General features: G+C 72.0%; 23 protein-coding genes and 1 pseudogene. 15 read left to right on the top strand and 9 right to left on the bottom strand.

All coding sequences use genetic code 11. From position 1 onward, the window contains the following. Positions 1 to 67: 67 nt before the first annotated feature. Complete coding sequence (locus LY71_RS11400; RefSeq protein ID WP_211297278.1) at positions 68 to 955, bottom strand: LysR family transcriptional regulator; 888 nt, start codon at positions 953 to 955, stop codon at positions 68 to 70. A 117-nt stretch (positions 956 to 1,072) separates the two neighbouring features. On the opposite strand from LY71_RS11400, the gene LY71_RS11395 reads away from it, so the two are divergent. From LY71_RS11395 to LY71_RS23455, 4 genes are all read left to right on the top strand, one after another. After that, positions 1,073 to 1,933 carry a sugar phosphate isomerase/epimerase family protein gene (locus LY71_RS11395; protein ID WP_146146115.1) on the top strand — a complete coding sequence of 287 codons (861 nt, stop codon included), beginning with the start codon at positions 1,073 to 1,075 and terminating at the stop codon, positions 1,931 to 1,933. Next, entirely contained in the window at positions 1,930 to 2,679 is a 750-nt protein-coding gene (locus LY71_RS11390) for an SDR family NAD(P)-dependent oxidoreductase (protein WP_106277466.1), read from the top strand. Before LY71_RS11395 ends, LY71_RS11390 begins: the two co-directional genes overlap by 4 nt. Before the next feature lie 113 nt (positions 2,680 to 2,792). Beyond that, positions 2,793 to 4,070 (top strand): MFS transporter, encoded by a 1,278-nt coding sequence (locus LY71_RS11385; protein ID WP_106277464.1) that lies wholly within the window; start codon positions 2,793 to 2,795, stop codon positions 4,068 to 4,070. A gap of 83 nt (positions 4,071 to 4,153) precedes the next feature. Beyond that, positions 4,154 to 4,759: an amidohydrolase family protein gene (locus LY71_RS23455; RefSeq protein WP_170121315.1), complete on the top strand. Its 606-nt coding sequence runs from the start codon at positions 4,154 to 4,156 to the stop codon at positions 4,757 to 4,759. 29 nt (positions 4,760 to 4,788) lie between these two features. Here the strand turns inward: LY71_RS23455 and dgoD are convergent, their stop codons facing one another. After that, positions 4,789 to 5,934, bottom strand: a complete 1,146-nt coding sequence (gene dgoD / locus LY71_RS11375) for a galactonate dehydratase (protein WP_106277461.1) — start codon at positions 5,932 to 5,934, stop codon at positions 4,789 to 4,791. A 162-nt stretch (positions 5,935 to 6,096) separates the two neighbouring features. On the opposite strand from dgoD, the gene LY71_RS11370 reads away from it, so the two are divergent. From LY71_RS11370 to LY71_RS11325, 10 genes and pseudogenes are all read left to right on the top strand, one after another. Further along, positions 6,097 to 7,131 (top strand): arabinose ABC transporter substrate-binding protein, encoded by a 1,035-nt coding sequence (locus tag LY71_RS11370; protein ID WP_091367441.1) that lies wholly within the window; start codon positions 6,097 to 6,099, stop codon positions 7,129 to 7,131. Between the two features lie 184 nt (positions 7,132 to 7,315). Further along, positions 7,316 to 7,747, top strand: a pseudogene (locus LY71_RS24690) (ATP-binding cassette domain-containing protein); the annotation flags it as partial. Between the two features lie 102 nt (positions 7,748 to 7,849). Then, entirely contained in the window at positions 7,850 to 8,785 is a 936-nt protein-coding gene (locus LY71_RS24685) for a sugar ABC transporter ATP-binding protein (RefSeq protein ID WP_425433028.1), read from the top strand. Continuing rightward, positions 8,782 to 9,840 carry an ABC transporter permease gene (locus LY71_RS11360; RefSeq protein ID WP_211297276.1) on the top strand — a complete coding sequence of 353 codons (1,059 nt, stop codon included), beginning with the start codon at positions 8,782 to 8,784 and terminating at the stop codon, positions 9,838 to 9,840. Before LY71_RS24685 ends, LY71_RS11360 begins: the two co-directional genes overlap by 4 nt. A gap of 43 nt (positions 9,841 to 9,883) precedes the next feature. Then, the gene (locus tag LY71_RS11355; RefSeq protein ID WP_211297275.1) at positions 9,884 to 10,714 is read left to right on the top strand and encodes an SDR family oxidoreductase; all 831 of its coding nucleotides are present in this window, start codon (positions 9,884 to 9,886) and stop codon (positions 10,712 to 10,714) included. Next, on the top strand, positions 10,711 to 11,430 hold the full coding sequence (locus LY71_RS23450; RefSeq protein WP_170121314.1) for a FadR/GntR family transcriptional regulator: 720 nt from the start codon (positions 10,711 to 10,713) through the stop codon (positions 11,428 to 11,430). Before LY71_RS11355 ends, LY71_RS23450 begins: the two co-directional genes overlap by 4 nt. Beyond that, complete coding sequence (locus tag LY71_RS11340) at positions 11,427 to 12,296, top strand: aldose epimerase family protein (RefSeq protein WP_106277454.1); 870 nt, start codon at positions 11,427 to 11,429, stop codon at positions 12,294 to 12,296. The genes LY71_RS23450 and LY71_RS11340 overlap by 4 nt, the downstream gene beginning before the upstream one ends. Next, positions 12,284 to 13,246, top strand: a complete 963-nt coding sequence (locus LY71_RS11335) for an SMP-30/gluconolactonase/LRE family protein (protein ID WP_106277451.1) — start codon at positions 12,284 to 12,286, stop codon at positions 13,244 to 13,246. The genes LY71_RS11340 and LY71_RS11335 overlap by 13 nt, the downstream gene beginning before the upstream one ends. Next, positions 13,243 to 13,926 (top strand): bifunctional 4-hydroxy-2-oxoglutarate aldolase/2-dehydro-3-deoxy-phosphogluconate aldolase, encoded by a 684-nt coding sequence (locus LY71_RS11330; RefSeq protein WP_211297274.1) that lies wholly within the window; start codon positions 13,243 to 13,245, stop codon positions 13,924 to 13,926. The genes LY71_RS11335 and LY71_RS11330 overlap by 4 nt, the downstream gene beginning before the upstream one ends. After that, complete coding sequence (locus LY71_RS11325) at positions 13,923 to 14,867, top strand: sugar kinase (protein WP_106277447.1); 945 nt, start codon at positions 13,923 to 13,925, stop codon at positions 14,865 to 14,867. The genes LY71_RS11330 and LY71_RS11325 overlap by 4 nt, the downstream gene beginning before the upstream one ends. Before the next feature lie 697 nt (positions 14,868 to 15,564). Here the strand turns inward: LY71_RS11325 and LY71_RS11320 are convergent. The 7 genes from LY71_RS11320 to LY71_RS11290 all read right to left on the bottom strand — a co-directional run bounded on the left by LY71_RS11320 (position 15,565) and on the right by LY71_RS11290 (position 21,766). After that, positions 15,565 to 15,852, bottom strand: a complete 288-nt coding sequence (locus LY71_RS11320) for a type II toxin-antitoxin system RelE family toxin (protein ID WP_106277445.1) — start codon at positions 15,850 to 15,852, stop codon at positions 15,565 to 15,567. Beyond that, positions 15,849 to 16,133, bottom strand: a complete 285-nt coding sequence (locus LY71_RS11315; RefSeq protein ID WP_106277604.1) for a type II toxin-antitoxin system Phd/YefM family antitoxin — start codon at positions 16,131 to 16,133, stop codon at positions 15,849 to 15,851. The genes LY71_RS11320 and LY71_RS11315 overlap by 4 nt, the downstream gene beginning before the upstream one ends. Positions 16,134 to 16,487: 354 nt before the next feature. Then, positions 16,488 to 17,036, bottom strand: a complete 549-nt coding sequence (locus tag LY71_RS11310; protein ID WP_106277443.1) for a 2,4'-dihydroxyacetophenone dioxygenase family protein — start codon at positions 17,034 to 17,036, stop codon at positions 16,488 to 16,490. A gap of 979 nt (positions 17,037 to 18,015) precedes the next feature. Beyond that, on the bottom strand, positions 18,016 to 18,756 hold the full coding sequence (locus LY71_RS11305; protein WP_106277440.1) for an MBL fold metallo-hydrolase: 741 nt from the start codon (positions 18,754 to 18,756) through the stop codon (positions 18,016 to 18,018). A gap of 166 nt (positions 18,757 to 18,922) precedes the next feature. Continuing rightward, the gene (locus tag LY71_RS11300; RefSeq protein ID WP_146146114.1) at positions 18,923 to 19,765 is read right to left on the bottom strand and encodes an alpha/beta fold hydrolase; all 843 of its coding nucleotides are present in this window, start codon (positions 19,763 to 19,765) and stop codon (positions 18,923 to 18,925) included. A 128-nt stretch (positions 19,766 to 19,893) separates the two neighbouring features. Beyond that, positions 19,894 to 20,718, bottom strand: a complete 825-nt coding sequence (locus tag LY71_RS11295) for an alpha/beta fold hydrolase (protein WP_245887838.1) — start codon at positions 20,716 to 20,718, stop codon at positions 19,894 to 19,896. A gap of 199 nt (positions 20,719 to 20,917) precedes the next feature. After that, positions 20,918 to 21,766, bottom strand: a complete 849-nt coding sequence (locus tag LY71_RS11290) for an SDR family NAD(P)-dependent oxidoreductase (RefSeq protein ID WP_106277434.1) — start codon at positions 21,764 to 21,766, stop codon at positions 20,918 to 20,920. A 765-nt stretch (positions 21,767 to 22,531) separates the two neighbouring features. Here LY71_RS11290 and LY71_RS11285 point away from each other — a divergent pair. Further along, positions 22,532 to 23,122 (top strand): redoxin domain-containing protein, encoded by a 591-nt coding sequence (locus tag LY71_RS11285; protein WP_211297273.1) that lies wholly within the window; start codon positions 22,532 to 22,534, stop codon positions 23,120 to 23,122. Positions 23,123 to 23,167 lie beyond the last annotated feature (45 nt).

Raw genomic sequence — 23,167 nt, 5'->3', positions numbered from 1 at the left:
GCCGTGTGGACGACCGCGTGGTGGACCGGCGTGCCGGTTGAGTCTCGTGTGAGGACGCCGGCTCGCGTCAGTCCTCGCGCTGGGACTCGGCATCCGGTCGAGTTCTGGACGCCCTGACCACGCCGATCACCAACGCGACGACGTCGCGGGCGTCGTTGCGCCGGACCACCCAGGTGTTCATGGGCTGGCCGAGGTCCTGGACCGGACGCCACGCCCAGTCGGGCAGCTGCCGCACCGCGGTGTGCGAGCTCACCAGCACCGCGTCGGCCTCCGCGGCCTCGGCGCAGGCCCGCGAGTGCTCGACGAACCGGGCGAAGATCCACACCGGGCTGATGCCGGACGAACTCGCGGCGGCCAGTATCCCGTCCTGTTGGGTGGGGATCTGGTCGCGGGAGTGGACCAGGACCCGCAGCTGGTCGAGGTCGGCGAGCCGGTAGGAGGCGGCGCTGGCGAGCGGGTGGTCCGGGCGCACGGCAACACCCAGTGGGTCGCTCGCGAGCAGGGCGGACCAGGTGTCAGCCGGCGGGAGCTGATGGACCACGGCCACGTCCAAGCGCCCCTGGGTGAGCAGTCGTAGTTGCTCGGCGCTCCCGGCCTCGACGAATCGCACGTCAGCGCCGGGAACGTGGCGCAGCAGTCCGCGCGCGACCTCGGACGTCCACTCGGTCGACAGACCGGGGGGTAGACCGATCTGGACGAGCTCGCGCGGCGGCGTCTCGGCCCGCACCACCTCCCCGATCGAATCTGCCATGGCCACCACCTGCCGAGCGTGAGCGACGAACACCCGCCCGGCCGCGGTGACCGTGGCCCCGCTCGCTCCGCGAACGAACAGTTCTTCGCCCAGCTCCTTCTCGACGTCACGGACCTGACGGCTGAGCGAGGGCTGGGCGATCAGCAACGCCTCCGCTGCCCTGCCGAAGGACCCGTGACGGGCGACGGCCAGGACGTAGCGCATGTGGCGGAGCTCCACCGCTCCAGTGTCGTCGCACGGGCGGGCCATGCCCAGCGGGTATGGCCAGGGTGTCGTACCTGGTCTTGGACGGGGCGACGGGCGCCACCGTTCACTTGTGACGTGGCTGACAACGACGGTGACGTGACCGTGAACCCTCTGGGCGTGTGCTCGATCATGCTCTTCGGGCACACCCCGGAGGAAGCGATCGAGACGGTCCTGCGCTCGGGTGCGACCGGGATCGAGTGGCGGGTCGACGATCGTGGGCCGGGTGCAGGGTCCGACGTCTTCACCGACAACCGGTGCACCCTGCGTTTCGAGGACGTCGCCAGAACCGTGGAACGGTGTCGCCGGGCCGGGCTCGAGGTCGTCGGCCTGGACACCTATGTCGACACCGGCGACGTGGCGACTGCTCGTCGCGCAGCCGCCGCCGCGGCTGAGGCCGGCGTCGGCTGGTTCCGTTTCCGGGCGCCGTGGCGCGATGGGACGGCGTGGTCGGAGCAGGCACAGGCCGCCCGTCGGTTCGTCGACGAGCTGGAGAGGATCACCTCGCGACACGGGGTGCGGGCGCTGCTCGAGCTGCACCAGCGCTCGATCTGCCCGAGCGCTTCGCTGACCGCCCGGATCCTCGACGGGGCTGACCCCGCTCTGATCGGTGCGATCTACGACGCCGGGAACCTGCTGGTGGAGGGGTACGAGGACCACGACACCGCGATCGAGCTCCTGGGCGCCCACCTGGCACACGTACACGTCAAGAACGCCCGTTACGTTCCCTCCGAGCCCGGTGTCCCCTGGGTCTTGCAGTGGTCTCCGATGGACGACGGCCTGCTCGACGTCGTCGCCCTGCGCCGGGCACTGCACCGCGGCGGCTACCGAGGCTGGCTCTCGCTCGAGGACTTCACTGCCGACCTCGCTCCGGTCGAGGCGCTGCGTCGAGGACTCGAGGTCCTGGACCGGGCAGAGCCCGCGATGGTGACGGCATGAGGGCCGAGCGGGTCGCCGTGGTCACCGGCGGCGCCGGCGGGCTCGGCGCGGCCATCGGGGCCCACCTGAGCGCGTCGGCCGACGTGGTGCTGCTGGCCGACCGCGACGTCGACGGCGCCCGCACGCAGGCCGACCGCATCGACCGTGCACAGGCCCACGAGCTCGACGTGGCCGACGACGCCTCGGTCGAGGCGTTCGTCAACGACGTGGGTGAGCGGTTCGGCCGCATCGACGTCGTGGTCAACAACGCCGCGGTCACCGCGCCTCGCGAGCTGGACTCCTTGCAGCGGGAGACCTGGGAGCGCGTGATGGCGGTCAACGTCTGGGGACCGACCGCGTTGTGTCGGGCCGCCGCGGGCCTGTGGCGTAGCACCGGCACCGGTGGGCGGGTCGTCAACATCACCTCGCGTACCTGGCTCTCGGGGGGGCCGGTGGCCTACGTGACGTCCAAGGCGGGGGTCGTGGGACTGACCCGCTCGCTGGCCCTGGAGTTCGCGCCGCTGGGCGTGACCGTCAACGCGGTCGCTCCGAGCATGGTCGCCACACCGTTCACCCGGACTGGACGCACCGAAGCCGAGTACGCGGCCTTCGAGGCCAAGCACCTGGCGATGACCCCGATGGGGCGATTCGCCACTCCGGACGACATCGCCGGAGCAGTCGGCTTCCTGGCCTCGCCCGGAGCCGGCTTCATCACCGGCGAGGTCCTGCACGTGTGCGGCGGCGCGCAGCTCGCGCCTTCGCCCTGAGCAGTCCTGCTCGCGCCTTCGCCCTGAGCAGTCCTGCTCGCGCACCAGCTCGCACCGCACTCAATCCGTGGCCGGGATGACCCGGACCCGTGGCTCTCGATGAGGAGTACCCGATGACGACCGACCTGAGCCGTCCTCCTGCGGACGGCACCACCGACACCGGCCGAGCATGGATGCCCTGGGCGGTGACCGCCGCCGCCGCCGGCGCGCACGTCCTGGTGTTCCTGGACAAGGGCCTGCTCGGCCTGGTCGCCACTCCCATCCGCACCGAGTTCGGCATGTCCGCGACGACCTACGGGCTGATCAGCAGCGCGACCTATCTCCTCACCATGGTCAGTTGCCTGGCGATCGCGCTGTCCGGGCGTCGGGTGTCGACCCGTGCGGTGCTCCTGGGCTGTGGCGCGTTGATCACCCTCGGTCAGATCCCAGCAGCCCTGGCAGGGGGCGCCCTGATGCTCATCGCGAGCCGGGTCGTGGTCGGTACCGCCGAGGGCCCGGCCGTACCGCTGGCTCACACCGCCGCCTACTCCTGGTTCCCTGCCAGCCGACGCGGCCTACCCGCCGCCATCATCACCAGCGGCGCGTCGTTCTCCAAGATCGCCCTCTTGCCGGTCATCTCCCTGCTGGTGGTCACTCTCGGCTGGCGGATCGGGTTCGTCGCCATCGGTGTCGTTGCCCTGGTGTGGCTGACCGTGTGGTACTTCCTCGGTCGGACGGGCCCGCACGCCGGCACCGACCCGACCGCTCCGGCGCGCAGCGATCGCAGCTGGATGCGCGGGCTGCTCACCCCGACCATGCTCGCCTGCCTGTTCGCCACCTTCGCCCAGGGCGCACTGGCCGCGGTCGTCTTCACCTGGCTGCCGTCCTACTTCCAGAACGCGCTCGGCTTCTCCGCTGCCGCCTCCGGCACGCTGTTCGCACTCCCCAGCGTCGCCGGGCTCGGTGCACTGTTCCTCATCGGCGGACTGGGCGACCGGATCATGCGCCGCGGCGCCCCTGCGCGAGTCGGCCGCGGTCGGGTCGGCGGCATCTGCCTCCTGGCGTCAGGTCTCGTGCTCGCCGCGATCCCGCTACTGGACGCGCCCGTCGTAGCGGTCGCCGCAGTCATCCTCGGCTACGGCTTCTCGGTCACGGTCAACACCGTCACCTTCCCGGTCGTGTCGGAACTGTTCGAGGCGGCCCACCGAGCCGGTGCGCTGGCCATGATCACGGTGGCGTCCGCAGCAGCCGGCGTCATCAGTCCGCTCATCGCCGGTCGTCTCATCGACACCGGGGCCGCCCCGGGGAGCGGCTACACCGCATCCTTCCTCGTCTTCGGGCTCGTGCTCGCACTCGGTGGGCTGGTCTTCGCCCTGGCGGTCGACCCCGTCCGGGACCGCGCGTCGGCCTGACCCGAGCCACCTGCCCTCGACCGCCGGCGGTCTGCGATGCCCGCCGGCGGTCACCGGAGGACGACTGGAGATCGGAGCCGGCTGTGGAACAACTCGAGCCCGCGCTGCGCGGACACGGAGTGCGCGGGGAGCGCATCTCCACCCCGGCCGGGCCGGGGGTCGAGCTCGACGATCCGACTGTGGCCGACTCCTGGGCCGCCGCCGAGGAGCTGGACACCGCGGTGCTCATCCACCCGGAGGGCTGGGCGCTGGGGGAGCGACTGGACGCCCACAACTCGTCCCATTCGGTCGGGCACCCGACCGGGGCGGCGCTGGCGCTGTTGCGAACCGTCTTCGCCGGCCTGCTCGAGCGCCATCCGCGGCTGCGGATCCGGTCGGCGTGCGACAGCGGCTACCTCGCCGGCTACGTCGTGCGCGCCGACCATGCATGGTCAGGCCGGCCGGACGCGCACACCACCGAGCAGCTGCCGCGGTGCACCGGCGTCGACTCGCTCGTCCACCCGCCCGGTCAGCTGCACCACCTCGTCGACGTCATGCGTCCCATCCAGGTGACGCTGGGCAGCGACCTCCCCCGCGACACGGGCGTCGAGGACCCCGTCGGTCGGCTGGAGGCGGCCGGTCTCGACGTCGCCACCACCGACGCCATCCGCGGAGGCGCCGCCGCCTGCCTGCTCGGACTGGCCAGGTGAGGAGTCGGTGGGATCGCCTGACGGACGGCTCACCACTCGGCGAGGCTGCCGTCGGCGTGCCGCCAGACGGGGGACCGCCACCGGTGGCCCGTGGCCGCCGCGGTGCGCACCGCTTGCTCGTCCACCTCGATCCCCAGGCCCGGGGCGGTCAACCGTTCGACGAAGCCGTCCCGCAACTCGAACACCGACGGGTCGAGCAGGTGGTCGAGGGTGTCGGCGCCGACGTTGTAGTGGATGCCGAGGCTGGTCTCCTGGATCAGCGCGTTGGGGCTGGCCAGGTCCACCTGCAGGCAGGCCGCCAGCGCGATCGGCCCCAGGGGGCAGTGGGGTGCGAGGGCCACGCCGTAGGTCTCGGCGAGCGCGGCGATGCGCCGGCACTCGGAGATCCCGCCGGCGTGGGACAGGTCCGGCTGGACGACGGCGATCCCGCTGTCGAGCGCCGTGCGGAAGTCCCACCGCGAGTACAGCCGCTCCCCGGTCGCGATCGGCACCGTCGTCGAGGCACAGATCCGCGACAGCTCGCTGAGGAGCTCGGGTACTACGGGCTCCTCGACGAACAGCGGCCGCAGCGGCTCGAGCTCCTGGCAGAGCACGCGAGCGAGGGCGGGGGAGACCCGGCCGTGGAAGTCGACGGCGACGTCTCGATCCGGACCGAGCACCTCCCGCACCGCGGCCACGCGGTCGACGACGGCCCGGATCTCGCTCACGGACTCCAGTGAGCGCAGGCGACCGCCGGCGTTCATCTTCACGGCCGTGTACCCCGCCGCCACCCGTTCGGCCGCCCCGGCCGCGACCTCGGCGGGCTCGTCCCCGCCGACCCAGCCGTACATCCGCACGCGATCGCGCACCGGCCCGCCCAGGAGGTCGTGCACCGGGACACCGAGCGCCTTGCCCTTGATGTCCCACAGGGCCTGGTCGATACCGGCGACGGCACTGGAGAGGATCGGGCCGCCGCGGTAGAAGCCACCGCGGGTCATCGTCTGCCACAGGTCCTCGATGCGGGATGCGTCCGCGCCGACGAGGTCGTCGGCCAGCTCGTCGACAGCGGCCGCCACCGTGTGCGCGCGGCCCTCGACGACCGGCTCGCCCCAGCCCACCACTCCCTCGTCGGTCTCCACGCGCAAGAACAGCCAGCGGGGTGGGACGAGGAACGTCTCCAGGCGGGTGATCTTCACGAACCGTCCCCTCTGCACTCTGCCGGCGCCGGACCACGCCTCCGGTCCTGCTCGGGACGGAGGCCGACTCAGTGTGGCGTAGTTGACACTCCGCCGCACGCATTGGTATGAAAATAGCATAAACGTTGTGACCTGGGCCGCAGGCTCGGAGATGGAGTGAAGATGCTGTCCTCAACCCGGCGCCGCCCCCTGGCGCGCGCCTCGGTCGTCGCCGGCCTGGCACTGGCGACAGTCCTGTCCGCGTGCTCCTCCGGCCAGGAGGCCGGCTCCGGTGGCGGTTCTGGCGGTGGTTCCGACGACGGCGCGCTGCGCATCGCCTACATCCAGAAGCAGGGCGATCAGCAGTACTTCGTCGACCAGGCGCAGGGCGCCCAGGAGGCGGCCGACGAGCTCGGCGTGGAGCTCGACGTCGTCGACGTCGGTACGGACGCGAACAAGGCCATCAGCGCGATCGACACCGAGGTCGCCCGCGGAGTGGACGGGATCATCATCGTCGTCCCCGACCAGCAGATCGGGCCCACCGTCGCCCAGGCGGCGACCAACGCGGGCGTGCCGCTGCTGGCGAGTGACGACAGCATCGAGGACGGCTCCGGCAACGCCGTGCCGTTCGTCGGCTTCAACGGCACCCAGATGGGCGAGGCAGTCGGCGAGGAAGCCGCCCGCCTGTTCACCGAGTCCGGCTGGAACGCGGCGGACACGCGCGTCATCTCGGCCTACAAGCAGGACCTGTCGGTCTGCGCCGACCGCGTGCAGGGGGCCAGGAGCACCTTCGAGGCGAACGGCGGCGGCGAGGTCGAGGTCATCGACGTCGGGACCGACAACTCCGCCACTGGTGCCCAGGACGAGGCCGGTGCCGTGATCACCGCCAACCCGGGTGTGAAGCACTGGATCGTCTGGGGCTGCAACGACGAGAACGTCGACGGGGTCGTGACCGCCCTGCAGAACAGCGGCGTGTCTCCCGACGACATCAACGGCGTCGGGCTCGGTGCCTACCTCGCCTGCAAGCCGTGGGCGGCCGGTGAGGCGACCGGCATGAGGTCGGCGCTGTTCATCTCCGGCGCCGAGGTGGGCCGCACCGCCGTCGAGGAGATGGTGCAGGCGCTGCAGGACGGCGAGGACCTGCCCGCCGAGACGTTCGCGAACACGGAGATCGTCACCGCCGACAACTACGAGGATGCCGGCGTCGTCTGCACCTGACCGGTTCCCGGCGGCGCCCGACCTCCCGGGCGCTGCCGGGTCCCACCCCCTCCACCAGCCCACCCACCGTCCACCCGCTCGCACCGGGCAGGGAGAGCACGTGACCACCACCTCCACACCCCCGACGCTGGTCGCCGAGGGGATCGGCAAGTCCTTCGCCGGCGTGCATGCGCTCACCGACGTGACCCTGGAGATCCGACCCGGCGAGGTCCTGGCCCTCATGGGTGAGAACGGGGCCGGGAAGTCGACCCTGCTGAAGATCCTCTCCGGGGACCAGCCGCCGGACACGGGGACCCTCCGGATGCACGGGGAACCGGTGACCTTCTCCTCGCCGGCCGACGCCATGGCCGCCGGGGTCCGCGTCATCTACCAGGAGCCCGAGATCGTCCCGCACGTCTCGGTGGCCGAGAACGTCTACATCGGCCGGCTGCCCGCCACGGCTCGCCGGTTCAACCGCCGGGCGCTGCGCGAGCGGGTCCGCGCAGACCTCGAGCGGACCGGCTTCACCGGCGCCATCGACCCCGACACCCTCGGCAGCCGGCTGTCCGCCGCGCAGCGTCAGCTCATCGAGATCCTGCGGGCGCTGACCAGCGACACCGCGGTGCTCGCCTTCGACGAGCCGACGTCGTCGCTGTCCGACGCCGAGACCGAGTCCCTCTTCCGCCTGATCCGGGAACTCCGGGAGAGCGGCGTGGCGATCGTCTACGTGTCGCACCGGATGAAGGAGATCTTCGAGCTGGCCGACCGCATCGCCGTGCTCCGCGACGGGCGGCTGATCGGCGTCCGTCCGGCCGCGGAGACCGACGAGGAGGAACTGGTCCGCATGATGGTCGGCCGCGACCTCTCCTCCATGTTCCAGCGGAGGCACACCGGGGCGGCCGACCAACCCGTGGCCTCCACGGAGTCCCGCCGACCGGTGCTGGAGCTGCGCGGCGTGACCAGCGACGACGTCTCCGACGTCGACCTGGTCGTGCACGCCGGCGAGGTCGTCGGCCTCGCCGGACTGGTCGGTGCCGGGCGCTCGGAACTCGCCCGCGCCGTGGTCGGCGACGTGCCGCTGCGCGGCGGCCAGGTCGTGGTCAACGGCCGGCCCCTGCGGTTGCGCACCCCCGGCGACGCCGTCGCCGCCGGCATCGGCTTCGCGCCCGAGGAGCGCAAGGCCGACGCGCTCCTGATGCACCGCACCGTGCGGGACAACCTCTCCCTCGCGGTGCTCGACCGGCTCTCCCGGCTGCGCTTCGTCAGAGCGCGAGCGGAGCGGGAGCTGGTCGACCGGTACGTGGAGCAACTCCGGGTGCGCACTCCCAGCCCGGAACAGCAGATCCGCAAGCTCTCCGGTGGCAACCAGCAGAAGGTCGTGCTGGCCCGCTGGCTGGCCCGCCGCCCGGACGTCCTGATCCTCGACGAGCCCACCCGGGGCGTCGACGTCGGCGCGAAGGCGGAGATCTACGCGATCATCGACGAGCTCGCCGCCAGCGGCGTGGCCCTGCTCGTCATCTCGTCGGAGCTGCCCGAGGTGCTCGGGCTCTCCGACCGCATCGTCGTCATGCAGAACGGCCGGATCGCCGGCGAACTCGACCGCGACGAGGCCACCGAGGAACGCATCCTCGCCCTGGCCATCGCCGACCACGCAGCAGAAGGAGCCTCCCGGTGACCGGTACCCGCGCCCCCCTTCCCGCCCAGACGAGCACGGCGGCCGCCGACGCGACGACGCCCAGCGCGAGGCGCCCCTCACCGCTGCACCGCGTCCTCGAGGCGGTCGGCGTGACCAACGTCAGCCTGCTGATCGCCCTGGCCCTCGTCATCCTGGTGATCGGCTCCCAGAACGCCGACTTCTTCCGCGGTTCGAACCTGATCGTCATCGGCACCGCCGTGGCCATCTCCGGCCTGCTCGCGGTCGTCCAGACGGTCGTGATCATCGCCGGCGGACTGGACATCTCCGTGGGATCCGTCGCGGGACTGGCCTCGGTCGCGTCGGCCATGATCTTCACCGCCACGGGGTCGACGGCCGTCCTCGGGCTGGCCGGCGCCGTGCTGATCGGACTGCTCTGCGGCCTGGTCAACGGCGCGATCATCGTCTACGGGCGGGTGAACCCGGTCATCGCCACCCTCGCCACCCTCGCGGCCTTCAAGGGCATCGCGCAGCTGATCAGCAATGGTCGTGCCCAGGGCTACACCGGGAGCGACCCGATCTTCATCTTCCTGGCCCGCGGCTCGATCCTCGGCATCCCCACGCTGATCTGGGTCCTGCTGCTCGTCGCGGGCCTGCTGCACGTCATGCTCAAGTACACCGACATCGGCCGGAAGATCTACGCCCTCGGTGGCAACGACGCAGCCGCCCGCCTGGCCGGGATCAACATCAACCGCTACATCCTCGCGATCTTCGCCCTCGCGGGCATGGTCGCCGGCATCGCCGGCGTCCTCATCACCGCCCGTACCGGCTCCGGCCAGCCCATCTCCGGCAGCGAAGGCCTGGAGCTGGAGGCGATCACCGCCGCCGCGCTCGGTGGCACCGCCCTCAAGGGCGGCAAGGGCAGCATCATCAGCACCCTGTTGGCCGTGCTGCTGCTCGGCGTGCTCATCAACGGCATGACCCTCCTCGGCGTCAACCCCTTCTGGCAGAACGTCGCGAAGGGCACCTTGCTCGTCGTCGCCGTCGTCATCCAGCAGCTCCGCAGCGGCGAGCGGCGGGTCGGGATCCCCCAGTGACCCGACCGCGCAACCAGTTCGTGTACTCCGGAGGGAGTCCCGCATGACCGCAGCCCATCCCACCGGCGGCGCCGCGCCGTCCGGCCGAGGCCCGGTGACGACCGTGCCGGCGCCGATGGCCAGGGCGGTCGTGTTGGTCACCGGCGGGGCGCAGGGCATCGGCGCCGCCGTCGTGGAGGCCGCCGTCGGCCAGGGGGCCGCGGTGTCGTTCTGCGACCTCGCGGCGGAGGCAGGCGAGAAGCTGGCCGCGCGGCTGACCGGCGAGGGGCACCGGGTGTTCTTCCAGCCGGCCGACGTCACCGACGCCGACTCCGTCGCCGCGTGGGTGGCGGCTGCCGAGGCGGAGCTGGGCGTGCCCACGGCGCTGGTCAACAACGCCGGTCGCAACGCCTACTTCGACCCCGTGGCCATGTCCGAGCAGGACTGGGACGACGTGTTCGGCGTGGACCTGAAGGGTGCCTGGCTGTGCTCGCGCGCGGTGCTGCCGGCGATGTCTGCCGCGGGCCGGGGCAGCATCGTCAACATCGCGTCGCTGCACGCCCGGCTCACCCAACGCGGCATGTTCCCCTACGCGGCGGCCAAGTCCGGGCTCGTCGGGCTCACCCGCAGCCTCGCGCTCGAGGTCGCGGAGAAGGGGATCCGCGTGAACGCCCTCTCGCCCGGCTACATCCGCACCGCGCTGGCCGAGGAGTACTTCGCCGAGCGCCGAGGCCTCGGGGAGGAGGAGCGGGTGCTCGGGGTCCAGCCGCTCGGGCGCATCGGCACTCCCGCCGAGGTCGCTCAGGTGGCCTGTTTCCTCGCCTCGGACGCGGCGTCCTTCGTCACCGGCGCCGACTGGGCGGTCGACGGCGGCTTCGGCGTGAGGTTCGCGTGAGGGCGCGGCGCGGACTGCACGGCACCGTCGTGGACGAGCTCGGCTCACAGATCGTCAGCGGAGCCATCCCCGAGGGCACCGTGCTGGTCCCGGACGAGCTGTGCGAGCGCTACGGCGTCTCGCGGACCGTGGTCCGTGAGACCTTGCGCGTACTCGAGGCCAAGGGGCTGCTGTCCGCCCGGCAGAACGTGGGCACGCGGGTGCACGGCAGCAGCGACTGGGACGTGCTCGACCACGACGTCATCCTCTGGCGCATCCGCAGCAGCGACTACGCGGCCGTGACCCGGGAGCTGCTGGAGATGCGATCCGCCGTCGAACCCCATGCCGCCGGCCTGGCGGCCCGGAGGGCGGACGAGACGGGGGTGCGCGCGTTGCGCGAGGCGTACGCGGCCATGGTGGAGGCAGCCGGACGCGGCGACGTCGGGGCGTGGACGAGCGCGGACATCGTGTTCCACTCGGCTCTGTTGCGGGCGTCCGGCAACCCGATGATCGCCCAGCTCTCGAAGACGGTCGCCGCCGCGCTCGAGGCCCGCTCGGGCGAGGTGGCCGTGGAGGGCATCTCCCCGCACGCCGTCGACATGCACGGGGCTCTGGTGGACGCAGTCTCGTCGGGCGACGCGGTGGCGGCGCAGATGCGGATGGAGGAACTGCTCGGCGAGGCCGGCGACCAGATGGCCACGCTCATGGACCGTCTGGACCGGGCCCAGACCGGATGACCCGACCCGCATCGGAGCCGGCCGGCCTGACCTGGGAGGTGGACCTGGCTCACGGCGCGCGGCTGACCGGGTTGACCGATCCCCGGGGACGGCAGTGGCTGGCCGACGACGACCGGCCCGGCCGCCGCCCCGGCGGGCCGGACGACCGCTTCACCGACGGCCCGCTGGCCGGCTGGGACGAGATGCTGCCCAGCATCGACCCCTGCCTCCTGGACGAGGGCGGCCGGCAGGTGGCTGTCGGGGACCACGGCGACCTGTGGTGCCGGCCCTGGTCGGGCGACGTCACGGAGCACGCCGTCGACGGCGCGAGCCTGCCCTTCCGGCTGCGGCGACGGGTCACCGGAACCCCGTGCGGGATCCGGCTCGACTACGAGCTCACCGTCACCGGGGACCGCGTGGTCCCTCTCCTGTGGGCCGCTCATCCCCAGTTCGCGCTGCGTCCCGGCACGCGGTTGGTGCTGCCCGAGCCGGTGCCGGTCCTGCGCGTCGACGGCGACGACCCCGAGTCCGGGTCGTGGCCCGCCACCGTCGACCCCGGCCGGCTCGTGGCGCCCGGGGGCTGCGGCAAGTGGTACGTCGACCCGACGGGCTCGCCCGCGCTGCACGGTGCGGCGCTGGTGGACCCCGACGGCGGCTGGCTGCGCCTGACGTGGGACCCCGGCGACCTGCCGTACCTGGGGATCTGGCTCGACCGGGGACACCTGGCCGCCGGGGACGTGCTGGCGATCGAACCGAGCTCGGGCTTCTACGACCGGCTCGACCGTGCGGCCGCCGCGGGGAACGTGTGGACCGTGGCGCCCGGCCGGCCGCGCCGGTGGTGGGTGGCACTCGACGCAGGAGAGGACGGAGAACCGTGGCGGACCTGATCGCCCGGCCGGTCGACGGGCCGGTCACCGAGCACGGCGAGGGGCCGGTCTGGGACGCCGACCGACAGGAGCTGCTCTGGGTCGACCTGCTGGCCGGCCGTGTGCACCGCGCCCTGGCCGGCGGCGGCACCCTGCAGTCCGGTGGGGTCGTGGACGTCGGCGGCACCGTGGGCGCGGTCCTGCCGGCCCGCGGCGGGGGATGGGTCCTCGCCGCCGACGACGGCTTCGCGCACCTCTCCGCCGACGGCTCCGTCCGCCGCCTCCTCGACCTGTCCACCGAGGAACTCGGTCGCACCCGGATGAACGACGCTGCCTGCGATCCCGCTGGGCGGTTGCTCGCCGGCACGATGGCGTTCGACGCGTCGCCCGGGTCCGGCAACTTCTACCGGGTCGACCCCGACGGGACGGTGACCCGGCTGCTGACCGGCCTGACCGTCTCCAACGGCATCGCCTCCAGCCCCGACGGGACGGTGCTGTACCTGGTCGACTCCGGTCCGGCCACCATCTGGGCCTTCGACTACGACGTCGACTCCGGGACCCTCGGCAGTCGCCGGCCGCTCGTCGTCGCCGAACCGGGCGCCGGCGGACCGGACGGACTGTGCACGGACGACGAGGGCTGCCTCTGGGTGGCCATGTGGGGTGGCGGGCAGGTGCGCCGCTACGCCCCCACCGGGGAGCTGCTCACCGCCGTCGACCTGCCGGTGTCCCAGCCGACCAGCTGCTGCTTCGCCGGCGCCGACGGGCGCCTCCTGGTGATCAGCACCTCCCCGCTCGGCCTGCCCGAGCGGGTGCGCCGGCAGGAACCGCTGGCGGGCCGGCTGTTCGTCGCCGACGTCGGCGTCACCGGCCCGGCCGCCACCCCGTACGACGGCCCGCTCGCCGGCTGGACCGAACGCCCCGGCACGCCACTGGACATGTCCCGCACGGACGAGAGAGGTCCCGCACGATGAGCCGACTCCCCACCGCCTCGCCGCCCCGCCGGCCGATGAGCCACCAGCTGCAGGACACCGGGGTGGTCGCGATCCTCCGTGCCGCAGACGGGCAGCGGCTCGGCGACGTGATCGACGTCCTGGTGGCGTGCGGGGTCACCTGCCTGGAGATCACGATGAACACCCCTGGCGCGCTGGCTGCCATCACGGCGACCCGGGACCGGTTCGGCGACCGGGTGGACGTCGGCGTCGGCACCGTCCGCTCCGCCGGGCAGGTCGGTCCCGCCGCGGATGCAGGAGCCCGGTTCATCGTGTGCCCCGACACCGTGCCCGCCGTCGGTGCCGCCGTCGTCGCCGCGGGGCTGTCCTGGTACCCGGGTGCGTTCACCGCCAGCGAGGCCACGACCGCGTGGGGGGCGGGCGCGACGGCGGTCAAGCTGTTCCCCGCCAGCGTCGGCGGCCCGCGCTACCTGCGGGAACTGCGCGCGCCGCTGGACGACGTGCCGTTCATCCCCACCGGGGGTGTGCGCCTCGAGCAGGTCCCCGAGTACGTCGCGGCGGGGGCCGTCGCGCTCGGCATCGGCAGCCCGCTGCTGGGGAACGCACTGACGGGAGGTCCGCTGGACGGCGAGGACGGTCTCTCGGCACGGGCGCAGGAGGTCGTGGCGGCAGTCGCGACCGCGCGGGCGGCGATTCGATGACCCCGGGACTGCTCGCGATCGGGGAGACGATGGCCGCGCTGTCGTCTCCCCAGGTCGGCCCACTGCGCCGGGCCCGCAGCCTCGACCTGCGGATAGCAGGGGCCGAGAGCACCGTCGCCATCGGCGCCGCTCGGTTGGGTGTGCGCGCCGCGTGGATCGGACGGGTCGGCGACGACGAGTTCGGCGCGCTGATCCGGGAGACCCTCGCCGGACAGGGCGTCGACGTCTCCGGCGTGGTCGTGGACCCGGATGCGCCGACCGGGCTGATGTTCAAGGAGCGGCGCGCGAGTGGCACCACACGGGTGAGCTACCGGCGCGCGGACGGCGCCGGAGCCCGGCTGGCACCGTCCGACATCGACGTCGGGGCGGTCCGGGCCGCCGCGGCCGTTCACGTCAGCGGGATCACGCCGGCGCTGTCCACTTCGGCGCGAGAGGCGGTCCGGCTGGCCGTCGGTGAGGCTCGCGCGGCCGGGACCCTGGTGTCGCTCGACCTGAACCACCGGTCGTCGCTCTGGCAGGGCCGCGACTCGGCCGCGGAGTACCGATGGCTCGTCGAGCGCGCCGACATCGTCTTCGCCACCGAGGCGGAGGCGCAGCTGCTCGTGCCCGGCCGGACGCCGGTCGAGTTGGCCCGCGCGCTCAGCGAGATGGGGCCCGCAAGCGTCCTGCTGAAGTGCGGGGCCGACGGCGCCACGGCCGTCGTCGACGGCGTCGTGCTCGACGCGCCGGTCTTCCGGGTGCGCGAGACCGATCCCGTCGGCGCGGGCGACTCGTTCGCCGCCGGCTGGCTGGCCGACACGCTCGCCGGTGCGGAGCCGGCACAGCGCCTGCGCACCGCGGCGGCCGCCGGCGCCTTCGCGGTCACCGTCGACGGTGACTGGGAGGGCCTGCCGTCCCGGGCGGAGCTGTACCTGCTGGAGGGGCACGACATCCACCGCTGAGCGAGACCGGAGGCGCACGGCATCCGGATCACCGCCTCGGCGATGCCCGTGGGACGCGCAGCCTGCGCGCCGCAGGCTCGCGGATGCGCGCCGCCTGCGGCGGGGAGCCGCGCACCCGCGGGCTGGTGGGGGTCAACCGGGGCAGCACCGACGAACCTCCGGTGGTCCAGCGCGCCTGGGGCTTGCCCCAGCCCGGGAAGTCTGTCCGCCCAGGCGGACCCTCACCGATCGGGAGCTGGTGGATACCCGAGGGCTGGATCGCCGACCGGGCTCGCTGCGCTGAGGGGCAGGTGCGGAGGTCGGCAACGACGAGATCAGTCGGCCAGTGCACCCCGCCGTCCGCGGCCGAGCTCGACCATGACCCCCTCCGTCCACGGTCCGCGCAGGGATGCCCGGTCCCGGAGGCCGGCGCCACGTCCGCGCACGTGGCGGCCGGATACTGCAGGACCCTCCGAGACACCGTCACGCTCCGCGACGGGCAGAGGCGGGTGCACCAGACGCCTTAGTGCAAGTGGGCGTGGCGATCCTTGACCACCATCGGACCAGGGTCGGGGCTGTTCACTCCTGTCCGCTGCCGTCCCGTGTACCAGCTGACCTGGGCAGATGGAGTGAGACGAACCTGCATGAACCCTCGGCCGACGGCTGGGGGTCAAGCGGTCGCAGGTGCTGTTCTCCGCAGCAACTCTGCGATGGGTGGTCAACGGCCGGAGCGATACGCATCCCGGCGGTGGGCGACATCGACGACGGTCACCGTGTGACTGTCGTCGTCGATGCGATAGATGACCCGGTAGGTGCCGCGGCGCGCGCTGTACCGGTCCTCCAGCGGGGGACGGAGCTGCTTGCCGACCCGCTGCGGGCTGTCCAGCAGTGGGCCGGTGATGAACTCGTACGCGGCCGCGGCGACCGCCTCCGGCAGGTACTCGGCGAGCTGGCGGCGGGCGGTCGGCGTGATCGCCAGGACGTAGGGCGCCGGCTGCCCAGTCACCTGCCGGAGCCGAGGCGGCGGCGCATGGCCGCGTCCAGCTCCTCGCGCGTCTCGACCTCGCCGCGGGCCAGCTCGGCATCCGAGGTGTGCAGTCGCCGCATCGTGTCGGCATCGGCCAGGATCTCGATCGTCTCCTCCAGGGACTCGAGGTCCTCCGTCGCCACCAGGACGGCCGACGGCTTGCCGTGGACTGTCACGTAGACCCGCTCGTGCTGGCCACTGACCCGGGCCACCAGGGCAGACAGGTGCGCCTTGGCGTCTGCCAGCGACAGCGTCGTCATGGTCACAAGTATGACCAGATGGTCGTGCATCGTCCAGGTGAGCCCATCACGAGCCCCCGAGGCAAAGGCCGTCCGGTCATCGGCGCTCAGGCGGCGCTCGATGGTCGGTCAGGCGGCTGCCGTGTGGTGCCACCATGGTGGCCTGACAACGGTGTTCATGGTCGTCCGCAGGAGTCCGGCGACGACGATGTCGCCTCCTGACCTGCGCAGATGAACTCTGACGTACCGCCCCGGCCCCCCTCAGCCGCCCTGACAGTGTGGGGTCCGGGGTTCGAGTCTCCTCGGCTCCACCCGTGTAGGCAGGCCTGACCGGCCCGGGACGATGGCTGCGCTCGCGGCCGACGGCGGTCAGGTCTACCTCAGGAGCTTGTTCACCGCCTCGGCACCCAGACCGGCCTTCTCATAGTGCTCGCGCGCTAGTTCCAGGTAGTCGTAGGCGTCGAACGTGCCGTTGGGCTCCCCGTTCTCGTCGAGCCAGATCAGCGGTCCGGTGACGTTGAAGTGGACGCGCATGGGCTCGGGGGATTCATGCGCCACCAGCGTGTGGGCCTCGCCAGGTGCCTCGTAGACGAAGGTGCCGGCGGTGGCGACCCAGTCGTGCTCGAGGTAACTCCACTGGCCAGAGAGGGTGTAGCCGAACACCTGGTGAGGGTGATAGTGCCGGTTGACCAGGCCTGGCTGCTTGGCCATGAGGACATCGGCCCACCGGTTCTGGGCCAGGGAGATCCACAGCGGCCGAGTGAACACAGTTTCCGACAGCGGTACGAAGAAGCGGTCGTCGTCGGACATCGTGTCGGGCAGGAAGACCTCGGGTGCCGCGTCCTTGCGGAAGACCTTCTCCTTGTCGATCGGCTTGATGTCACGCCAGAACTCGGTACCGGCGACGGGATCGGGGGTGACCATGGAGCCTCCTCGCGCAGGTCGGCGCAGAGCTGAGTGGCGCCCTGCGGTCCACCGACCGACAGGACGCCCGAGGAGGCCCGCGGCGCCGACACCGATCCCGGCCGCCCTGCGATCCGGTGCGTCTCCATCCTCTTCTCCACCGGAGGACCCGGCACGCCGAGCGGGCAGCGTTGCGCACGGGGAGACGGCGGCCGGTCGACCTTTCAGGGGCACCGAGCGGTCACCTGTCGACCATCGCCAGCACGGCAGCAGCGCCGGCGGCTGGTCAGCGCGGCCGAAGTGGACGTCGTCGCGTCAGAGGGTGTCCGGGCGTGGTTGTGACGGTCGTAGCTGTCCTGCTCGGCGGCCGTATCCGCCCGATCCCGCCATGCACGGTGAGGGGTACTTCATCATGGCCCGCCTCTGACCTCACTGACACGCCCGAGCGCGGGGGAGAAGGACAGCAACCGGTACAGCAACGCGCTCCGAACGGCGACGAATCGAGGCGGACGACAGTGGACGTCACAGACCGTTGACCTGGGCATGGACCACTGTCACGAACCAGCGCGAACCCCTCGAATGTGACTGGGCGGGAGACCGCAGCTCAGGGGCCGTGTCCGGAGAGATCCGGAACGGCCCCTGCAGCGTCTTCGGGCGGTTTGACCACCAGCAGGCGACCCTCATTCGGTCAGGGCGGTGCGCAGGACGGCCATTGCCTCGCGGGCCACCTCGGGGGAGACGAGCCCGTGCACATCGCCGGTGATGGCGACTGAGGGTGATCGTTCGCTGCCAGGAACGTCGTCCGAGCCCGCGAGTACGTCCGCAACCCTGGTGCTGCCGGAAGGCAGTCAGCCGCTTCACGGAGCGAGGTGAGCCGCTGTGGGACGTGGACGACGCACGGGAGATGGCGGGAGCGGCTGACGGCTGAGCACGCACGAGGGTTTCCGTCGCAGCAGCCCGGCAAGCTGCTGCAGGACTCCGCGGCGGCATGCCGCAGCGCTCAGGCCAGGGTGAGCTCGTCCTTCGCCTCCATGATCGTGAGCGCCACCCTGTCCTTGGTGGCCGTCTCCAGCCGGGACAGGACGTCGGGTGTCTCGGTGTACCACGGAGGGTTGTGGAAGGTCCCGTAGTGGATGGGGACCAGTTGCTCGGCCTCGAGCACCACGGCTGCCGCGGCCGCCTGCTCGGGCGACATGATGACCGGTAGCCCGCTGGGGATCACTCCCGGGAACTCCACGGTGGCGGCGTTCACCGGCAGGAAGACGGCGTCGAAGGCGGCGAACTGCTGCTGGATCCTCCACCAGTAGCCGTGCCACAGGGTGTCCCCGCAGTGGAGGATGCGGCGTCCGTCGGCCTCGACGACGTAGGCGTGCTGTGCGTCCCCGATCCCGTCGACGGAGAAGGTCGGGGTGATGGTCAGCGACCCGATCTGGATCGGCTGGCCGACGGTGGCGCCGGCTATGCCGGTCAGCCCACTGCGCCGCGCTTCGTCCACGGCCTGGTCGGGAACGTAGACCGGGAGGTCGGCGCCGTAGAAGTCGGCGATGGCCTTGGCGTCGAAGTGGTCGGTGTGCAAGTGGGTGCTGAGCACCGCGTCCACCGGCCCGAAGTCGGTCAGGGGGTAGAAGGGGTCCTTCGGTGGCCCCCAGCCGTCTTCCAGGGTGAAGAGGGGGTCGATGGCGACCCGACCGTCGGCGGTCTCGATCCTGATGCCCGCCCAGGGCATCCGCTGGATGCGCATGCGTGACTTCTCCTCTCGGATGCGTTGGTGTTGTGAGGCGCGTGGCTCGATGGTCGGGTGCCGCCCGTGTCGGCCGCTGTCCGGCGGTCCGCAGCGGCGCGGGCGAGGAGCGCTGAGGCGCAGCGCGGACATGGCCCAGCGAGGTCTTCCTCCGTCGGCGGGGCTCCTACGTGCGCGCCCACCAGTTCGCGACCAGCCGGGCGTAGGTGTCCGGAGCGTCTTCCCAGGTGAAGTGACCCGCGTCGATCACGTCCAGCCTGCTCGCGGGCAGTCGGTCGTGCAGGTAGCGCCCATTGGTGGGGGGGACGGCGCCGTCGCGGGCGCCTGCGATGACCTGCACCGGCGTCGTGACGCGGGGCAGGACGGGGCCCAGCGCGGCCAGTTCGGTCGGGTACGACCGCACGTACGCCATCGACGCAACGAACCGTTCTCCGTCGTAGGCCGACAGGTAGTCCTCGCGCACGTGCTCGGGGAGCTGGTACGCCGACGAGATGCCGTCGAGCGCCCCGGCGACGATCCGCCGAGGGTCCATCGCCTCGTAGCGGGCGAGGTCTGGGGTGTGCACCCAGCGGGTCAGCGGTTCGCCGAGCTCCAGCGGATAGGTGGTCGCGCCGCTGCCGACGACGAGGCTCCGGAACCGATCCGGGTGGGTCGACGCCGCGAACAGCAGCGCGCTGGTGCCCACATCGGGGCCGACGGCGTGGAGGCGGTCGAGCTGGAGGTGATCGGCGATCCGGACGACGAACTCGCCCATGGCCCTGGGGGACAGCAGGTCGGGGCGTCCTTCCGACTGGCCGAAGCCAGGCAGGTCCACGGCCACGAGTTGGGCATGGTCGGCCAGCTGGGGCCACATCGGCTCGAACGCGTACAGGCTCTCCGGCCAGGGGGACAAGAGGAGCGCCTGGTCCGGGCGGGCCGAGCTGGTGGCATAGCGGATCGCCAGCCCGTCGACGGTCGTGTAGCGCGTCTGCAGGGCGCGGTCCGGCGCGGTGGTGACGGGATTTCCCATCGGGGTCACCCTCTCCGGGTGTTGGTGCAGGTGCCGCCTGGGCGGCGGATCGACCGCCCGGCCTCCGGGTGGATGGCGCGGGACACCTCCGCCCGCCCGTGCGGGGCGGGGTGTCGGGTGGCGCCGCCTCAGGAGTGCAGGAACTCCAGGAGAGCCGGGTTGACGACCTCGGGATGGGTCCACGCGATGTTGTGCGGGCCACCCTCGACGGTGATGACGGTCAGGTCCTTCACCAGTGCCGGAAGCCGTGCCGCGGTGGCCGCGTAGGGCAGGATCCGGTCGGCATCGCCGTGGAGGAGCAGGGTGGGGACGTCGATGGCCGCCACGTCGTCCCGGAAGTCGGTCAGCCAGCTGTCCACGCAGTCGTGCGCCGCCAGAGGAGACATCGTGAGCGCGGTGGCGAAGGCAGCCTGGTATGCCTGGTCGCTGATCCGGGTGCCGGCGTACTGGTCGACGTTGAAGAAGTCGTCGAAGAAGGCTCTGAAGTACGCCGGCCGGTCGGCGAGCACTGCGCGCTTGATGTCCGCGAAGACCTGGCCGTCGACGCCGTCGGGGTTGTCGTCGGTGCGCAGGAGGAACGGGGGCACCGAGCCCATGAGCACCGCCTTGCTGACCCGGCCCGAGCCGCGGCGACCGAAGTGGCGGGCGACCTCGCCGGTGCCCATGGAGAAGCCCACCAGCGCCACGTCCGAGAGGTCGAGGGTCTCGAGCAGGATCTCCAGGTCTGCGGCGAAGGTGTCGTAGTCGTAGCCGGTGGAGGGCTGACTGGATCGTCCGAAGCCCCGCCGGTCGTAGGTGATGACCCGGTGTCCGGCACCGAGGAGGACACGCTCCTGCTTCTCGAAGGACCGTCCGTCCAACGGGTAGCCGTGGATCAGCACGACCGGCGGGCCGTCGCCGTGGTCGTCGAAGTGGATCTGTATGTCCTGGCCGTTCTCTCGGCCGACCGTCATGCGCGGCATGTGTCTGCCTTTCCGGGGGCGTCTCTCGGGGGCCGGCCTGCGTGCGGGTGCTCAGGCCGAGACGTGATCGATGACTTGTGGTGCCGGCCCGTCCGATTGCGCTGCTCGCGCACTCGAGTCGGCCGGGCGCCGGAGGTCGTCCGGGGTGCCGATGCCGTCACGGGCGTCCGAGGGTCCGGTGGGCCCGGGATCACGAGGCCACGAGGACGTCGTCCACGGCGAGGGCGGTGGCCTCCCACTCCTTGAGCTCGGCCAGTTGGTCTTCCAGGGCCTCCCGGATCGCCTTCACGGCGAAGCTGCCGGTGACCAGGCGCCGAGGAGGTCGCGGGGCGTCGACGACGGCGAGCACCGCCGCTGCGACCTGGTCGGGGGCGTTGAAGGTCTCGGGCGGCAGGTCGCCGATGGCCTTCTGCACCTCCCGCACCGTCTGGTCGTAGTCGGCGATCGACTCGGCGACGTCCAGGTTGGACACGAAGGCCGTCGCCGTCGGTCCGGGCTCGACCAGGGTGACCTTGATGCCCAGGGGCTCCAGCTCTGGGGTCAGGGCGTCGGTGAGGCCCTCGACGGCGTACTTGGTGGCGCTGAGCAGCCCGACCCCCGGCTCGGCGATCCGGCCGTAGTACGACGACCCTTGCAGGACGTGCCCGCTGCGCTGAGCGCGCAGGACCGGCAGCGTCGCCCGCAGGACGTGGAGGACCCCGAAGACGTTGGTGTCGAAGGTGTCCCGGGCCTGGGTGTCGGTGGACTCCTCGACCGCGCCGAAGAGTCCGTAGCCGGCGTTGTTGACGACGACGTCGATCCGGCCGAACGCCTCGAGGGTGTTCGAGACGGCGTCCCGGACCTCGGCCGGGCGTCGGACGTCGACGGCCTGTGCGAGGACGCGGGAGCCGTGCTGCTCGACCAGCGGCTGGATCGCCGCGGTGGTCCTGGCCAGGGCCACGACGTTGTCGCCGCGATCAGCTGCGGCGCGGGCGACGGCGAGGCCGATGCCCGAGGAGGCGCCGGTGACGAACCAGGTGGACGGGGTCTTGTCGGTCATGGCGGTGAGCCTCGGTGGTGCCGCGGGTCCTCGCGCCCGTGGAACCCACTGGCCGCGGCCTGCCAGGGCGCGGGCACCCACGTCCCAGCTCGTGGTCGCCAGGTCGCTCGCCCAAGACGGCTGGGCGGCCGGCGCTGACCCGTGCCGTGGTGCGCGGAGTCCGGGCGGTCCCCGGTTGCGCTCACGGGTGCGAGCGACTGCCCGGCTGACGACCGTGGCCTCACCCGCCACTGGGCCAGGGAGGAGGCAGCACGTGAACACGTGCGGCCCTGCGGAGGGGATGGCGTACGTCCACCTGGGCGGCAGCGTGCGGCCGGAGCCGTCACCGGAGCCGCCACCGGAGGTCAGCCCCGGCCGCCTCCCGGTCGGCTGAGCGAACGAGCCCCCGGCGACGCGGCTGCGCCCGGTCGTCAGGCGAAGCCGACGACCCGGCGGAACCATTCGGGCCCGACCGGACGACTGCCGCTGAGGCCGTGAGAGGTCGGGCTCACGGTCGGCCCCAGGCCCGACCAGGGCTGTCGGCCCGGGACTTCCACGGGCGCGATGATCCCGGGTGCTCGCCAGACTGCTCGCTGTTCCCACAGCACCCGATCCGGCTGGGAGGTCGGCGAGATGTGGTCCCCGGATGCGTTCGAGCATCTCCAGGCGCTCGGGCGGCTGTTGGACCGGTGGCTGCAGCGATGGTTTCGCCGTCCATCCGTCCGCCCCGGGCGCTGACCCGACGTCTGCCGACCGCGGCGGCCGTAATCGTCACAGGAGCACGCCATGCGCGCCGACATCGTCCCCGGCGGGACGTTCCCCGACTACGAACTGACCGACCACACCAAGAAGCGACGGCGGCTGAGCGAGCTGCAGGGCAACGACCCGATGGTCCTGCTGCTCTCCCGTGGTCACTACTGCCCGAAGGACAACCAGCAGCATCTCAAGCTCGCGGCGGTGCAGTCGGAGTTCGCGGTCGCCTACACGCGCATCGTGACGATCTCGACGGACAACATCGTCACCACCCGCGAGTTCCGTGCCTCGGTCGGCGCCAACTGGACCTTCCTGTCCGATGCCGGCCGCAAGGTCCAGAAGGACCTCGACATCAAGGAGTACACCGACCCCTATCACGACCCGATGGTCCCGCACACGCTCGTGCTCAAGCCCGGCCTCGTGATCTACAGCCTCTACAACGGCTACTGGTACTGGGGTCGCCCCTCGGTCGACGACCTCCGGCGCGACCTGCGCGAGGTCACCCGGGACATCCGGCCGGACTGGGACCTGGGCGCACCGGGGTTCCGTGAGGCATGGGACGCCGGCGACCACTCGCAGTTCTTCCACGACGAGGATGCCGATCCCGTACTGCGCGCCCTGTAGTCGCGCCGCCGACGCCGGGGCGACCAGTGCAGGAGGAGGTCACGC

This window comes from Geodermatophilus tzadiensis (assembly GCF_003002915.1).
Lineage (GTDB): Bacteria > Actinomycetota > Actinomycetes > Mycobacteriales > Geodermatophilaceae > Geodermatophilus > Geodermatophilus tzadiensis.
The sequence above is the reverse complement of the archived record's forward strand: the minus strand, read 5'-3'. Positions and strand labels throughout refer to the sequence as shown.